At 71.6% G+C, this 14,348-nt stretch carries 16 protein-coding genes; 9 read left to right on the forward strand and 7 right to left on the reverse strand.

Features of this window, described 5'->3' with window-relative positions:
* Positions 1 to 108: 108 nt before the first annotated feature.
* The 6 genes from AB0C15_RS30210 to AB0C15_RS30235 all read left to right on the forward strand — a co-directional run bounded on the left by AB0C15_RS30210 (position 109) and on the right by AB0C15_RS30235 (position 5,926).
* On the forward strand, positions 109 to 1,134 hold the full coding sequence (locus tag AB0C15_RS30210) for an aspartate-semialdehyde dehydrogenase (protein WP_357357699.1): 1,026 nt from the start codon (positions 109 to 111) through the stop codon (positions 1,132 to 1,134).
* A gap of 135 nt (positions 1,135 to 1,269) precedes the next feature.
* Positions 1,270 to 1,710 carry a PPOX class F420-dependent oxidoreductase gene (locus tag AB0C15_RS30215; protein WP_357357701.1) on the forward strand — a complete coding sequence of 147 codons (441 nt, stop codon included), beginning with the start codon at positions 1,270 to 1,272 and terminating at the stop codon, positions 1,708 to 1,710.
* Positions 1,711 to 1,956: 246 nt separating this feature from the next.
* Entirely contained in the window at positions 1,957 to 2,373 is a 417-nt protein-coding gene (locus tag AB0C15_RS30220; RefSeq protein WP_030333361.1) for a CBS domain-containing protein, read from the forward strand.
* 273 nt (positions 2,374 to 2,646) lie between these two features.
* On the forward strand, positions 2,647 to 3,018 hold the full coding sequence (locus AB0C15_RS30225) for an SCP2 sterol-binding domain-containing protein (RefSeq protein WP_357357703.1): 372 nt from the start codon (positions 2,647 to 2,649) through the stop codon (positions 3,016 to 3,018).
* Positions 3,018 to 5,078 carry a glycogen debranching N-terminal domain-containing protein gene (locus AB0C15_RS30230; RefSeq protein WP_357357706.1) on the forward strand — a complete coding sequence of 687 codons (2,061 nt, stop codon included), beginning with the start codon at positions 3,018 to 3,020 and terminating at the stop codon, positions 5,076 to 5,078. The genes AB0C15_RS30225 and AB0C15_RS30230 overlap by 1 nt, the downstream gene beginning before the upstream one ends.
* Before the next feature lie 95 nt (positions 5,079 to 5,173).
* Positions 5,174 to 5,926: a lysophospholipid acyltransferase family protein gene (locus AB0C15_RS30235; protein ID WP_357357708.1), complete on the forward strand. Its 753-nt coding sequence runs from the start codon at positions 5,174 to 5,176 to the stop codon at positions 5,924 to 5,926.
* A gap of 7 nt (positions 5,927 to 5,933) precedes the next feature.
* Here the strand turns inward: AB0C15_RS30235 and AB0C15_RS30240 are convergent, their stop codons facing one another.
* The 5 genes from AB0C15_RS30240 to AB0C15_RS30260 form a co-directional block, all read right to left on the reverse strand.
* Positions 5,934 to 6,656 carry a hypothetical protein gene (locus AB0C15_RS30240; RefSeq protein WP_357357726.1) on the reverse strand — a complete coding sequence of 241 codons (723 nt, stop codon included), beginning with the start codon at positions 6,654 to 6,656 and terminating at the stop codon, positions 5,934 to 5,936.
* 72 nt (positions 6,657 to 6,728) lie between these two features.
* The gene (locus AB0C15_RS30245; protein WP_357357710.1) at positions 6,729 to 7,442 is read right to left on the reverse strand and encodes a response regulator transcription factor; all 714 of its coding nucleotides are present in this window, start codon (positions 7,440 to 7,442) and stop codon (positions 6,729 to 6,731) included.
* Positions 7,415 to 8,566, reverse strand: coding sequence for a hypothetical protein (locus tag AB0C15_RS30250; RefSeq protein ID WP_357357728.1), 1,152 nt, complete (start codon positions 8,564 to 8,566; stop codon positions 7,415 to 7,417). The genes AB0C15_RS30245 and AB0C15_RS30250 overlap by 28 nt, the downstream gene beginning before the upstream one ends.
* 46 nt (positions 8,567 to 8,612) lie before the next feature.
* Positions 8,613 to 9,791, reverse strand: a complete 1,179-nt coding sequence (locus AB0C15_RS30255) for an ATP-binding protein (protein ID WP_357357730.1) — start codon at positions 9,789 to 9,791, stop codon at positions 8,613 to 8,615.
* Positions 9,792 to 9,910: 119 nt separating this feature from the next.
* Entirely contained in the window at positions 9,911 to 10,306 is a 396-nt protein-coding gene (locus AB0C15_RS30260; RefSeq protein WP_357357712.1) for a VOC family protein, read from the reverse strand.
* Positions 10,307 to 10,487: 181 nt separating this feature from the next.
* Between AB0C15_RS30260 and AB0C15_RS30265 the strand changes: the two genes are divergently transcribed.
* Together AB0C15_RS30265 and AB0C15_RS30270 are read left to right on the forward strand one after the other, a co-directional pair.
* On the forward strand, positions 10,488 to 11,468 hold the full coding sequence (locus AB0C15_RS30265) for a hypothetical protein (RefSeq protein WP_357357714.1): 981 nt from the start codon (positions 10,488 to 10,490) through the stop codon (positions 11,466 to 11,468).
* A gap of 30 nt (positions 11,469 to 11,498) precedes the next feature.
* Positions 11,499 to 11,933: a VOC family protein gene (locus tag AB0C15_RS30270; RefSeq protein ID WP_357357716.1), complete on the forward strand. Its 435-nt coding sequence runs from the start codon at positions 11,499 to 11,501 to the stop codon at positions 11,931 to 11,933.
* Between the two features lie 8 nt (positions 11,934 to 11,941).
* On the opposite strand, the gene AB0C15_RS30275 is transcribed toward AB0C15_RS30270, so the two are convergent.
* Both AB0C15_RS30275 and AB0C15_RS30280 read right to left on the reverse strand, forming a co-directional pair.
* Positions 11,942 to 12,988: a hypothetical protein gene (locus AB0C15_RS30275; protein WP_357357718.1), complete on the reverse strand. Its 1,047-nt coding sequence runs from the start codon at positions 12,986 to 12,988 to the stop codon at positions 11,942 to 11,944.
* Positions 12,988 to 13,485 carry a SigE family RNA polymerase sigma factor gene (locus AB0C15_RS30280; RefSeq protein ID WP_357357720.1) on the reverse strand — a complete coding sequence of 166 codons (498 nt, stop codon included), beginning with the start codon at positions 13,483 to 13,485 and terminating at the stop codon, positions 12,988 to 12,990. The genes AB0C15_RS30275 and AB0C15_RS30280 overlap by 1 nt, the downstream gene beginning before the upstream one ends.
* Positions 13,486 to 13,627: 142 nt before the next feature.
* Here AB0C15_RS30280 and AB0C15_RS30285 point away from each other — a divergent pair, with 142 nt between their 5' ends.
* A complete protein-coding gene (locus AB0C15_RS30285; protein ID WP_357357722.1) occupies positions 13,628 to 14,236 on the forward strand; it encodes a hypothetical protein in 609 nt (202 codons plus the stop codon).
* Positions 14,237 to 14,348 lie beyond the last annotated feature (112 nt).

Consider the following 14,348-nt stretch of genomic DNA (forward strand, 5'->3'; position numbering starts at 1 on the left):
GCTGACGCAAACCTCTTGATCAACCCCTGCGGGGCGGGGTGTGAGGTGGGGCTCGGTGGGTGGGAAAGGGGTCTCGGTTTCGGGGGTGGTGTCGGTAGCCTCGCGGACATGAGGATCGGCATTGTGGGGGCCACCGGCCAGGTCGGTGGCGTGATGCGGCAGGTGCTGGCGGAGCGGGAGTTCCCAGCGGAGCAGGTGCGGTTGTTCGCCTCGGCGCGGTCCGCCGGGCGCACGCTTCCGTGGCGCGACGGCGAGGTGATCGTCGAGGACGCCGCAACCGCTGACTACTCCGAGCTGGACATCGTGCTCTTCTCGGCGGGTAAGGGCACCGCCCGGGAGCTGGCGCCCCGGGTCGCCGAGGCGGGTGCCGTGGTCATCGACAACTCGTCGGCGTTCCGGATGGACCCGCAGGTGCCACTCGTGGTCGCCGAGGTCAACCCGCAGGCCGCCCTGGACCGGCCGAAGGGCATCATCGCCAACCCCAACTGCACCACGATGGCCGCGATGCCGGTGCTGCGTCCGCTGCACGCCGAGGCGGGCCTGGTCGGCCTCGTCGTCTCCACCTACCAGGCGGTCTCCGGCGCCGGGCTGGCCGGCGTCGCCGAGTTGGACGAGCAGGTCCGCAAGGTGGCCGAGCACGCCGCCGGGCTGGCCTTCGACGGGTCGGCCGTGGAGTTTCCCGCACCGCGCTCGTTCGCCCAGCCGATCGCCTTCAACGTCCTGCCGTTGGCCGGTTCGATCGTCGACGACGGCTCGTTCGAGACCGACGAGGAGCAGAAGCTCCGCAACGAGAGCCGCAAGATCCTGGGCATCCCCGATCTGTTGGTCTCCGGCACCTGCGTCCGGGTGCCGATCTTCACCGGGCACTCGCTTCAGATCAACGCCCGGTTCGCCCGGCCGCTCACCCCGCAACGCGCCCACGAACTGTTGGCCGACGCGCCCGGGGTGGCGCTCACCGACGTCCCGACGCCCTTGCAGGCAGCCGGCCAGGACCCGACCTACGTTGGCCGGATCCGCGTCGACGAGACCGTGGACCACGGGCTTGCACTGTTCTGCTCCAACGACAACCTGCGCAAGGGCGCCGCACTCAACGCGGTGCAACTCGCCGAGTTGGTCGCCGCCGAGCGCCGCTGACCGACGCCCGCATCGGACCACCGAGCCCTCGCCGTCCGCCGGTGGGGGCTCGGTGGCATTGCGGGTGGTCGCCCGCGACGCCCGGCAGGTCGTGCTTGGATGGGTTGGAGACGATCGTCCAACCTGGAGGACACCATGCCGGATGACCGCACCCAACAGGCGTTGACCGATCTGGTGGCCGGCCGCTCGATGGGGGTGCTCGCCACCATCAAGCGGGACGGGCGTCCGCAGCTGTCCACGGTGCTCTACTCCTTCGACCGGGACGCCGGGCTGATCCGGGTCTCGGTCACCGACGGCCGCGCCAAGACCGCCAACCTGCGCCGCGACCCGCGCGCCAGCTTCCACGTCAGCAGCCAGGACGGCTGGGCGTACGCGGTGGTCGAGGGCCGCGCCGAGCTGACTCCGCCCTCCGCCGAGCGCGGCGACGACACGGTCGAGGAGTTGGTGGCGCTCTACCGGGCGCTGAGCGGCGAACACCCCGACTGGGACGAGTACCGCCAGGCCATGGTCGACGAAGGGCGGATCGTGCTGCGCCTGCACGTCGAGCGCATCTACGGCATGCCGCCCCGCGGCTGACCCACCCGCACCCCGCCCACCGCGCCCGGCCCACCCGCAACCGGCCCACCCGCATCCGGCCCACCGCGCCCGGCCCACCCGCATCCGGCCCACCGCGCCCGGCCCTTGGAGGGGGAGCGGACACGGGCCCGGTGTGGCGGGTACCCGCGCTTCCTCGCCAGCTTCGTCAGGCCCGGCGGGCAGTCGGCGTTACCCCGTCCCGGACGGCGGGTAGACGGGCCGTGCCGACACCGAGAGGGGAGCACCATGACAACGGTCGGAGAGTTCATGACGACCCGGTTGGTGACGATGGACGGCAACGACACGCTCATCGCCGCCGCGCAGGAGATGCGGGACAGCGCGATCGGCGATGTGGTGGTGACCGACGGCGACAGTGTGGTCGGCATCGTCACGGACCGGGACATCACGGTCCGAGGTGTCGCGGAGAACATGGACCCGGGCTCGACCCGGTTGAACCAGATCACCACTCGCGACGTGATCACGGTGAGTCAGTACGACGATGCGGTGGCCGCCGCGGACCTGATGCGGACGTACGCCGTACGCCGACTCCCGGTGATCGACGACGGGCGTCTGGTCGGCCTGGTCTCGATGGGTGACCTCGCGGTCGAGCGTGAGCCGCAGTCGGTCCTGGCCGACATCAGCGCCGACGACCCCAACAACTGACCCGTCCGCCGCGGCCAGCGCCGGCCCTCCCCCTGGGGAGGGCCGGCGCCGTGCCGCCTTGGTGATCAAGAGGTTTGCGTCACGACACGCCGAAGGGGCTGACGCAAACCTCTTGATCACCGAGAAGCGGGCGGGGCGGGGGTCACCCTTTTTGGGCGAGGTTGGGTGGGGGAGCGGCGGGGACCCGTGCGGGGACGTGCAACGCCGGCCGTCCGCGCGACGCGAGCGCGGTGGGTGGGATCCCGGGCCCGGCAACTGGGAGGAGTGGACCCGATGGTGGACGCGACCACGAGGTTCTTCGAGGACCTGGACCGGCGGGGGTACGAACCGCTGTTGGCCAAGACCTCCGGGACGCTGCGGATCGACCTGCACGAGGGTGCGCATACCCGGCACTGGCTGCTGAGGATCGACCACGGCCGGCTGAACGTCAGTCAGGAGGACCGGGAGGCCGACACGGTGATCGGCGCCAGCCCGGTCCTGTTCGACGACATCGCCTCGGGGCGTGAACACGGCCTGGCCGCGCTGCTGCGGGGGGACATGACGGTGACGGGCGACGCCCGTCTCGTCGTGCAGGTGGAGCGGATCTTCCCGGGTTCTCCGGACGCCCGTGGGCCGCGTCGGCGTTTCGCCGGGGAGGTGCACTGATGGGGCAGAGCAACACGATCCGGATCCTGGACGGCAACACGTTCGTCGTCTGCGAGGACACCGGCGACATCGAGGCGACGCCGAGCGAGCCCACCGGGCTCTTCTCCCTCGACACCCGGTTCCTGTCGACCTGGGTGCTGACCGTCAACGGTGAGCGGCTCAACTCGCTCTCCTTCGACGACCTGCAGTACTTCGAGTCGCGGTTCTTCCTGGTCCCAGGGATGGCCACGCACTACATCGACGCGAAGCTGTCGATCATCCGGGAGCGCGCGGTGGGCGGCAGCTTCCGTGAGCAACTGACCATCCTCAACCACGACGAGAAGCCTGTCGACCTGGAAGTACGGATGGACGCGGCGTCGGACTTCGCCGACCTGTTCCAGGTCAAGGACGAGATCCTCAACAAGAAGGGCGAGATCTACACCGAGGTGGAGTCGGACCGGCTGCGGCTGGGGTACCGGCGGGGCAACTTCCGCCGGGAGACCACCATCTCCTCGTCGATGTCGCCCCGGTACGACAGCAGGGGCTTCGCGTACACCGTCCACCTGGAGCCCAACGAGCAGTGGGAAGCCGCGATCGACGTCGAGACCCACGCGGTCGGGCCCGGCGGCCGGGACCTGCGGTTCGGGCTGCGCGTGCACGGCAGCGAGCGGCTCGCGCTCCAGCACGACCTGGAGCAGTGGATCGCCAACGCGCCAAAGGTCAACAGTCAGCACGGCCGGGTGGCCAGCACGTACCGGCGCAGCCTCATCGACCTGGCGGCACTGCGCTTCTCGCCGCTGTCACTCGGCGGCGCCACCCTACCGGCCGCCGGTCTGCCCTGGTTCATGACCATGTTCGGCCGGGACAGCATCCTGACCTGCCTGCAGACACTGCCGTTCACCCCGCAGTTGTCGAAGACGACGCTGCGCATCCTGGCGTCCCTACAGGGCAGCCGGTTCGACGACTTCCGGGACGAGGACCCGGGGCGCATCCTGCACGAGATGCGCTACGGCGAGACCGCGGCCTTCGAGGAGCAGCCACACTCGCCCTACTACGGCTCGGTGGACGCGACGCCGCTGTTCATCGTGCTGCTCGACGAGTACGAGCGGTGGAGCGGGGACGTCGCGCTGGTCAAGGAGCTGGAGCAGGAGTCCCGGGCGGCGCTGCGGTGGATCGACAACTACGCCGACCTGGTCGGGAACGGCTACATCTGGTACGAGCGACGCAACACCGACACCGGCCTGGAGAACCAGTGCTGGAAGGACTCCTGGGACTCGATCTCGTACTCCGACGGCACGTTGCCGCCGTTTCCGCGGGCCACCTGCGAGGTGCAGGGGTACGCGTACGACGCGAAGGTCCGCGCGGCCCGGTTGGCCCGCGAGTTCTGGGGTGACCCGGAGTTCGCCGACCAGTTGGAGCGGGAGGCTGCGGAGCTGAAGGAGCGGTTCAACCGGGACTGGTGGGTGGCCGACGGGGAGTTCTTCGCCCTGGCCCTGGACCCGGACGGCCGACAGTGCGACATCCTCAGCTCCAACATCGGCCACCTGCTGTGGAGCGGCATCGTGGAGCCGGATCGGGCGGAGAAGCTCGCCGCGCACCTGGTCGGGCCTCGGCTCTTCTCCGGCTGGGGGGTACGCACGCTCGCCGAGGGGGAGGTCCGGTACAACCCCATCGGTTACCACAACGGCACGATCTGGCCGTTCGACAACTCGTTCATCGCCTGGGGTCTGCGCCGCTACGGTTTCGCCGAGGAGGCCGCGACGATCGCCAACGGCATCCTGGACGCGGCCACGTACTTCGACGGGCGGTTGCCGGAGGCGTTCGGCGGCTACCCGCGGGAGTTGACCAAGTTCCCGGTGGAGTACCCCACGGCCTGCAGTCCGCAGGCGTGGTCGACCGGCACGCCGCTGCTGCTGTTGCGCACCATGCTCGGTCTGGAGCCGCACGAGGGGCACCTGGCGGTCGAGCCACGGCTGCCGGTGGGGATGGGTCGCATCGAGGTGCTGGACATCCCGGGCCGCTGGGGTCGGGTGGACGCGTTCGCCCGGGGTCGACTGGACCTGGACAACCTCGACGAATGACCGATTCGACCACCGAACCGGCGGTGGCGCGCCGCCCGCGACGCCGCCGGTTCGCCGCTGAGCCGAACCCCAGCCGGTCAGGGTAGATTCTGCCAATGCCGGAGCTCGTGTACCCGCCCGTTATCGCCACCGCCAAGACGCTGTTCCGGGTCCTCGACCTGAAGATCACCATCGAGGGCGCCCACCACGTACCCCGCACGGGCGGGGCGGTGCTGGCCAGCAACCACGTCAGCTACCTCGACTTCGTCTTCGCCGGTCTGGGCGCGAACGCGTCGGGCCGGCTGGTCCGCTTCATGGCCAAGGACTCGGTCTTCACGCACAGGATCTCCGGCCCGCTGATGCGCGGTATGCGACACATCCCGGTGGACCGGCAGGCCGGCGCTGCCTCGTTCCGCGCCGCCGTCGGCGCGCTCAAGCAGGGCGAGGTCGTCGGCGTCTTCCCCGAGGCGACGATCAGCCGGTCGTTCACCGTCAAGGAGCTCAAGAGCGGCACCGTCCGGATGGCTCGTTCGGCCAAGGTGCCGGTGCTGCCGGTCGCGCTGTGGGGCACCCAGCGTCTCTGGACCAAGGGTCGTCCGCGCACGCTGACCCGCCGGCACACGCCGATCACCATCCTGATCGGTGAGCCGATCAACCCGGCGGACTTTCCGGACCCGAACGTGCTGGCGGCCGAGCTGACCACCCGACTCAGCGCCCTCGTCGACCGGGCGCAGCGGGATTATCCGGACACTCCGGCCGGCCCGGACGACACCTGGTGGCAGCCCGCGCACCTGGGCGGCAGCGCCCCCACGCCGGAGGAGGCCGCCGCCCTGGACACGGCCGCCGAGCAGCGCGCCCCCAGCGCCTGACGCCGCTTCACCGGTCCCCGGATGCCGCGCCGCCGGCGAGCCCGCCCCATGAGGGCGGTTCCGGTATCGAGCGGTAGTAGTCGTCCCGGGAGTGGAACTCCACAGGCAACGAGCCGGGCAGCGTGATCCGGGTGTCGCCGGCGAGCAGACCCGGGCCGGCCCGCAGCAGCAGCACGTCACGCTCCTGCCCCGAGAGATCGACCAGTTGCGGACGGCTGAGCCGGAACATGGCCACCGCCCGGCGGACCTGCCGGGCCAGTGCCACGACCTCGGCGGAGGCCCCGCTGAAGGCCAACGCCGGCTGCTGGATGGTGCGCAGCGCGTCGCAGACGATCAGCAGCTGCGCCATTGTGGCCTGCCCGGTCGCCGGCAGCTCCAACCGGGACGGCCACTGCCAGCGGATCTGACCACTCATCAGACCGTGCAGGCGGGCGGGCGGCCGGGCCCGGTGCCCGCCGTCGGCGACGAGCGACAGCTGCGAGCCCCGGCCCACCCAGCAGATCCGCTGGTCGGTGACGGTCACCGCGACCGGCTCGGGCAGCTGCCAACTGCAGCGCACCTCGCTCGGCCCGAGCAGGTAGCCCGCGACCAGCAGGCGGTGCCGCCCGAGCAGCCGTTCACCGGACCTCGGTCGCAGGTTGTGGCGGCGGTCCAGGGTCGGCCCCACGTCGTCGTCCGGGGCGTCGAACCGGTGGGGACCGATGAAGAAGGGGGACGCGTCGGAGTGCATCGTCACGACCTCTCGGTCAGCTGGCTGTGTACTGAAGCCTGACGGACCGGAGTGCCCCTGTCATGACGCCCGTTAGGGGGTCGGCCGGTCGTGTGCCGCCTGTGACCGGTAGATGCCGATCTCCTCCGGCCGGACGAGACCGTCCTCGATCGCGCGGGCGAGTAGTGCCGCCTTCGTGGCGGCCGGCCGCCCCGCCCGGGTGTACTTGATCCGCGCCCGGTCGACGTACTGCTTCACGGTGTGCTCGCTGATCTGCATCCGCCGGGCCACCGACGCCTTGGACATCGACTGGAACCAGAGCAGCAGGGCCTCGCGCTCCTTGTCGGACAGCATCGGCCGGTCCGGTCGTGGATCGCCGACCATCGCACCGGCCAGCGCCGGCGGCACGTACGGGCGGTCGCTCGCGGCGGCCAGCACGGTGGCGACGCAGTGTTCCCGGCCCTCGTGCTTGGCCAGGAACGCCACCGCACCGGCGTCCAGCGCGGCAAGCATCGTCGGCGGGTCGGTGTGCTCCGAATAGACCACCACCCGCCGCCCGGTGGCGCTCAGCTCGGCCAACTTGTCCAACGCCATCCGCCCGTGCAACCGCAGGTCCAGCAGGACGACGTCGGCGCCCGGCGCCGCCCGCAGGACCTCGTCCGGGTCGTCGCCGGTGGCGAGCACCGTGAGGCGGGGCTCGGTGGCGAGCCAGGCGCGGACCCCCTCGACCACCACCGGGTGGTCGTCGACGATCGCCACCCCGATGGCCCGATCGCTGGTCACCGCCGCCACTGGGTCTGCGCCCATCTGATGTTCCCGTCCCGTTCGTAGAGGTACTGCACCGGCCCGTCGTCGTGTTCCCCGGGTGGCGGGCCGGTCGCCTCCGGCCCCTCCCGGTCCGGTGTGACGAGGCTGACCACCACCTCGTCCGGGCCGGAGACCACTGTCAGCCGTGCCCATCCCCGGGCGTCGGCGAGGGTGCCGGTGAGCGGGTCGGCCAGCCGGCGGCGGACCTCCACCGGCAGCGGCGGCGGGGTGCCGATGGTCACCAGGTCGATCGGTAGACCGTTGCGTTCCGCCAGGTCGGCGGCGGCGCGCAACTCGTGCAGCAGCGGGTCGGGCACGTCGTCGGACTCGGCGATCAGCCGGCGGAGCCGGGCGGCGGCAAGCATGCACCGGCGTTGCACCTCCGGGTCGTCCGGGTCGGCCTGGCCGGCGGCCAGGTCACCGAGGACGCGTCCGGCCGCCGAGCTGACCAGGGCGAGCCGGTCCCGGCGGTCCTGACGGCCACGCTCGGCGGCGTCCCGCTCGGCGGCCATCGCGTGACCGGCGACTGACACGGCAGCCCGTTCCCGGGCCAGGCCGACGATGACGGTGCTGCCCACGAAGACCGCGACCGGAAGCGAGAACGTGCCGTAGACGTACATCACGTAGCGGGCCACGTCGGCCGGGTCGGGGCCGTGCCCGAGCACGGCGACAAGCGCGATCAACGCGTGCGTGCCGAGCAGGGCGATCAACCCCACCACTCGCCGCCCCCACACGGCCAGCACGAAGAACCAGCCGAGGGTGCCCCACACCCAGTTGGCGGCGGTGAACAACTGCCGCTCACCGGCCGCGGCGAAGACTGCCGCGTCGACGACCAGCAGCAGCCCGGCCAGCGGCCACGGCGGCAGGGGAGAGCCCTGCAGCAGCCGTACCCCGGCCACCGCGCCGGCCCCGGCGACGAGCACCCAGGCGCCGAGCACCACCGCAGGCGCGGCGAACTCCGCGCGGGCGGCAAGCACCGCAGGCAGCGCGATCGCGACGTGCCAGGCCAACGCGATGGCGACGGCGGCGATCCGGGCACCCCGGTCGGACGCGTGCGCGACGGCGGCCGGTGCGGCGAGCGCCTCGGGGGCAACCGGCTCCCGGGGCGTCGGAACGGTCGCCAGGTGCGGTGCCGCCGGAGCGTCGGTGGGGTGCGCCGGGGTGTTCAGGTCAGCCGACACCGGGCCACTCCAGTCTGATCCGGGTGCCCGCGCCGACCGCCGAGCACACGTCTGCCCGCCCGCCGACAGTCGCCATCCGCCCGTGGATCGACTCGCGCAACCCGTACCGATGAGGTGGGACGGTGGCCAGGTCGAAGCCGGGGCCGTCGTCGGCGACCTCGACCACGACGCCGATCGCGTCGCGGGTCAACCGCAGCGTGGCCCCGGCGCCCGGCGCGTGGCGGACCACGTTTGACAGCGCGGCGTAGGCACTCTCACCTATCGCGTCGGCCACGCCGACAGGGACGGCGCAGGACGCCAGGTCCAGCCGGACCGCAAGCTCGGGGAGCCGGTCGACCACCAGCCGCAACCGTCCGTCGAGTGGCACCGGGCCGTCGCCGGCCACCGGGCCGCCGTCGCTGAGCGAGACGAGGGTACGCAGGTCGGCCGCGCACCGGTCCCGGAAGGCCGCCGATGGTCCGGACACCGCGCCCAGCCCCACCATTGTCAATGTCCCGAGCACGGTGTCGTGCAGGTCGCGGTTCTGTTGGCGTTCGGCCTCGCGGGCGGCACGCGCGACCAACGCCTCCCGGGTCATCCGCTGGTGCTCGACGAAGGCGCGGTCAGCCCGGCCGATGCGCCGGCGCATGACGGCCGCCATCATCGCCGTGCAGGCGGTCTGCGCCAGCAGCGTGGCGGCGTGCGCCCGCGCCTCGGTGGGGTTGCCCGCGGCCTGCGCCCCGGTCACGTAGGTGGCGATCACGAGCAACCCGGTCGGGATCGACCAGCGCGCGGACGCGGTGGCCTGCGTGTTGATCACCGTGGTGCTGGCCAGCACGGCGATCCAACTGCCCTCGCCGGGCAGCACCTCGGGTGCCACCAGCACCGGGATGAGGAGGCAGGTCAGCGCGGTGACCGCCACGTCACCGGCGACGAGGGTGGGGCCGATGCCGTGGCGCAACGCGCGGTGCGCATACCAGAGGGACCAGCCGGTCAGTACGCCCACAGCGGGCAGCAGCACCCCCTGCTCGACCGGCGGGGTCTGCACCGACACGGCCACCGCCGCGCCGAACAGCCCGCAACTCAGCCGCAGCAACGCCGGCAACGTGGTGAAGATGAGGCCCAGGGCGCCGCCGGCCGGGTTGTCCAACGTGGGCGGTGGCACGGCGGGAGTGGCAACGGCCGGCATCGGGAAGTGTCCTTCCGACAACGACCCGGTCCGGGTCCACACGGCGTAGATCGACATCGGACAATAGCATGGACAACGGTATGGGGGTGGCCCCATGTGTGCGGAGTGTCGCTAATGTGTCACTCTGTGCTGCGCGGTTGGATCAGGTCCCAGCGGTTGCCGTAGAGATCGACGAACACCGCCACCGAGCCGTACACCTCGTGCCGTGGCTCCTCCAGGAAACGCACCCCGGCCGCCGCCATCCGGGAGTGGTCCCGGGCGAAATCCTCGGTGTGCAGGAACAGCCCGACCCGACCGCCGGTCTGGTCACCGACCCGAGCCCGCTGCTCGTCACTGCTCGGCCGGGCCAGCACCAGGGCCGTCTCCCGAGCCCCCGCCGGGCGGACCACCACCCAGCGTGAGCCGTCCGGTCGGGCGGTGTCCTCCATCAACTCGAAACCGAGGTCGCCGACGTAGAAGTCGATCGCCTCGTCGTACTCCCTGACCAGCAGCGTGACAAGTCCCAGATGTGCCATTCGGCCATTCTGCCGGCGCACCCGCGCGTGATCCACTCGGGTGCACGGAAGTCGGGCCCTCCGCGGCCAGCCAAGGCCCCGACATCATGAAAGCCGAGTCGATCAAGCGCCGGGCCGGGACGCCGGGAACCGGGTACGTCAGTCGTCCGTCTCATCCTCGGGTGGAAGGGTGGTGAGCCGGATGCGCTCGTCCCGGACGGTACTTGCGGTGGCGCTGCTCGGCATGGCGCTGGGTGGCTGCGGTGGCACGGAAATCGGGCCGGACGGCGCGGCGGAGCCCGCTCCGGCCCAGATCGTCGACGGGTGGACCTCCTGCACCAGGGAGGCGCCGGGCGCCGGTGAGATGGTGCCGTCGTCGCCGGCCGTCGACGAGCCGACGACCGGTCGCATCGACCCCGCGTTCACCCCGGTCGCGGCCGTGGTCTGCGGGCGGGAGATTCGACCCGGCCCCAACGGCGGCCAGGAGCAGGTCGCCACCGAGCGGCGCGCGAACGAGATCGCAGCGCTGCTCACCGCGCTGCGCCTGCCCGACGAGGAGGCCGACGGGAAGGTCGCCTGCACTCTCGACCTGGTCATCCCGCCGTGGCTGGCCCTGCTCGACGACCGGGAGCGCTGGCTGCGGCCGCACATTCCGACGGACTCCTGCGACAAGCCGCGGGCCGAGGTGATCGCCGCGTTGGCCGGGCCGCAGTGGACCACCGTGGACACCCGTACCATCCGGCAGGTCGAATCGGCGGCGGCCGAGGCCGCCGGATGCTCGCAGCAGTGGACCGACATGGTGGCGGTGGAGACCAGGAACGGCCGCGTCGCGCCGGTCGGGCCGGCCGCCCCGCCGGCCGCCGGGCCGTTGCGGCTCTGCGTCTACGAGGTGCCCGCGTCACTTCAGGACGGCGAGAAACCGCCAGGTGATTTCGTGTACGGCGGGCCGCTGCCACCCGAACGCCAAGCGGGCGTGCTCCGGGCGATGTCCAACCGTCGAGCGGTGGTCGACTGCGCCACCCCGGCGTCCCGCTTCGCGGTGCTGCGACCGCTCGACGGAGCGGGCCCCGAGCGGTACGTGGAGCTAGACGGCTGCCGGCGCTTCCTGATCGCGCCGACGACCGACGCCGTGCAGCTCGGTCAGGGCGACGACGCGCTCGCCGCTCTCCTCGGGCCCATCTAGACAGTCCGAGGTAGGCGCTACCGTGCGGTCATGGCAGCTCGGATCTCCCTGACCATGGACTCCGCCGACGCGCAGGTGCTCGCCGCCTTCTGGAAGACGGCCCTGGGCTACGTCGACGAGCCACCGCCGCCGCCCTTCGCCACCCGGGAGGAGTGGCACGCGCAGTTCGACCTGCCGGAGGACGACCTTCCCGAGCACGGCGCGTGGCTGTGCGACCCCGACGGTGTCGGCCCCTTCCTCTCCATCCTCACCGTGCCCGAGCCCAAGATGGCGAAGAACCGGCTGCACATCGACATCCGGGTGCCCGGTCACGGCAGCCTCGACGAGCGGTGGGCGCGGATCACCGCCGAGGCCGAGCGGCTGGTGCAGGCCGGCGGCCGGGTCCTGGAGGAGGTCGACAGGCAACACGTGGTGATGGCCGACCCGGAGGGCAACGAGTTCTGCGTGGCGGCGGCCTCCGCCTGAGCACGGTGTCACCAGCTCTCCGGGCGGTCCGGGTCACGGGCCGGCCGGTAGCCGCCGAGGATCGCCAACCCCTCCGCCTCGGTGTAGCCGTTGCCCCAACCCTTCCGGAACGCCTCGACGGCGAACGGCTTGACCGTCATCTCCAGCACGTCGCTGCCCTGCCGGCGAGCCCGGTAGGGGCCGGCGACAAGATCCCCGGACGGGGCCCGGCCGCCCGGGGCTGGTTGCGCCCGGACGGTCAGCCAACGGCCGGTCGTGTCACCTACCACCAGCGCGCCCTCGACGAACGGGTCGCGCGCCGACCGGCCGAGCGTGACCGAGCACTCCAGCACCCGTCCATCGGGTAACAGCGACTCCAGGCGGAACGGCACCACACAGCGGTGGGCGCGGTCGAGCTCGACCCTGCTGGCCGTGGCCGTCGCCTGCTCCACGGTTTCGGCGTACGACTCCCACTGGGCCCAGAGCCCGTCGGCGGGTTCCCAACGGACGAACCACAGCTTCCGATCGCCGGACGGGTCGAACCAGGCGACCGCCGGGCGGTCACCGACCCGCACGTGGGTTCCGCCCTGGGGCCGTCCCTCCGAGGACAGCGTCTGCTGGAGCGCGTCCAGCGTCGCGTGCTCGCGGGTCAACACGAAGCGGGCCTGACCGCTCGGGCCCCGAAACTCGATGCTCTCGGTGCCCCGCCCGGCACGCCACGTCACGGAATCAGCATCGCGCAACAGGGAATCGGCCGAGAAGTGCACCACCGCGGGATCGGCGCCGACCACCTCGGGGCGGGCGATGGCACCGGCCTGCGTCGGCGCTTCCGGCAGCATGAGCGCCGCCGCCGGCATTCTCAGGTCATCGGAGGTCCGGCCACCCGGGATCGCCAGCACCACCGAAGTGAGGGCGACACATACCGCCGCCACGCCGCCGGCGACGAACCCTCGCCGCCGCCGTCGCAACCGCCGGCCGCGATGCCGGGCCTGTTCCACGATCTGCGTCGGGTCGATGTCGCCGCCCGCACGATGCCTGAGCGTGGTGGCGAGCTGCTGATCGAGGTCGCTGAACATCAGGACTCTCCTGCCCGTGCGAGAGTTTCGGCAAGCTGTCGTTGACGCAGCGCCGCCAGGGCGCGGCTCGCGTGCGTACGAACCGTCCCGGCCGAGCAGGCGAGGATCTCGGCGATCGACGTGTCGTCCAGATCCTCGTAGTAGCGCAGGACGATCACGGTGCGCTGGCGCGCCGGCAGAGCACACACCAGCCGCCACAGCGCGTCGCGCTCGGCGACCCCGTCGGCCTCGTCCATGGTGCCCGCTTCGTCGAGTACGACCGCGACCGCGATCTCCCGGCTGCTGCGTCGACGCCACCAGGAATTGTGGGCGTTGACGAGCATGCGGCGGACATAGGCGTCCGGACGATCCGTCCGCGCGATGCGCCCCCACCTCGCGTACGCCTGGGCCAGGACATCCTGAACCAGGTCCTCGGCCCGGTGCTCGTCGCCGGTCAGCAGCCGGGCGAGCCGCACCAGCGCCGACGTGCGGGCGAACGCGTACTCCTCGAACGTCACGCCCTATTAACGCCGTGGGCCGGCCAACCCGTAGACAGCCCTCGGGCACTTTATTAGCGTCCGGGTCGGTCGTTAACCGGTGCGGTGCTGCCGGGGCCGGGTGCGCTGTTCTGGACGAGAGAGGTCGTGTTGAATGCCGGCCATGTCGCTGACGATCGGACCGGCGTTCACCATCCCCGGTTACACCACCGCAGCCGCACTCGATGACGACGTCGAGGGCGAGGCGACCGTGTACGACGCCGACGCGGTGGTGGGCCACCCGGCCTTCTGGTCGCACTACCTGGCCGGGCCACTCGGCGCGGACCGGGAGTCGGGCGCTGCTTTCGACGTCACGGCGGCCGACTACCAGGAGATGAGTGCTCTCCTCAACGACCCGGAGCACTGGCCAGTCGTGTCCGTGCGGCTCGACCGGGACGCCTGGCTGCGGATCGTGTACCGCAACGTCGAGGACGACGAAGCGCTCGACTTCGTGCAGGCGCGACCGGGTCAGCCGATTCGGATCTTCACCCTGGATGAGGACGCTGGCTCTTCCACGATGACCTGGGCGGAACTGCTCGTCGTGGCGGACCTGCCGGATGATCGGCTGACGTGGGGGCAGCGCCTCGTCCTGTTACTGCCCATGCTGGACCCGCAGGACCTACCCGCCGACGCCGGAGAGGTCCTGGACAGGGCGCTGGAAGCGATCGGCGCTGCGAACCGGGCGGCCGTGGTGGCGGCCCTGCTCGACGTGCTGGGCTGGCGTAACCACTAGGGCCTGTGTCGAAGTCTGTGCCAGGGCTTGAGCTGTTGGGTGAGGATCTTCGCGTGTCGGTGTTCGAGATGTAGCGAGGTCTCCGGTATCTGGTTCAGCGACCAAGCAGAAC

The sequence above is a fragment of the Micromonospora sp. NPDC048835 genome (genome assembly GCF_040649995.1).
Lineage (GTDB): Bacteria > Actinomycetota > Actinomycetes > Mycobacteriales > Micromonosporaceae > Micromonospora.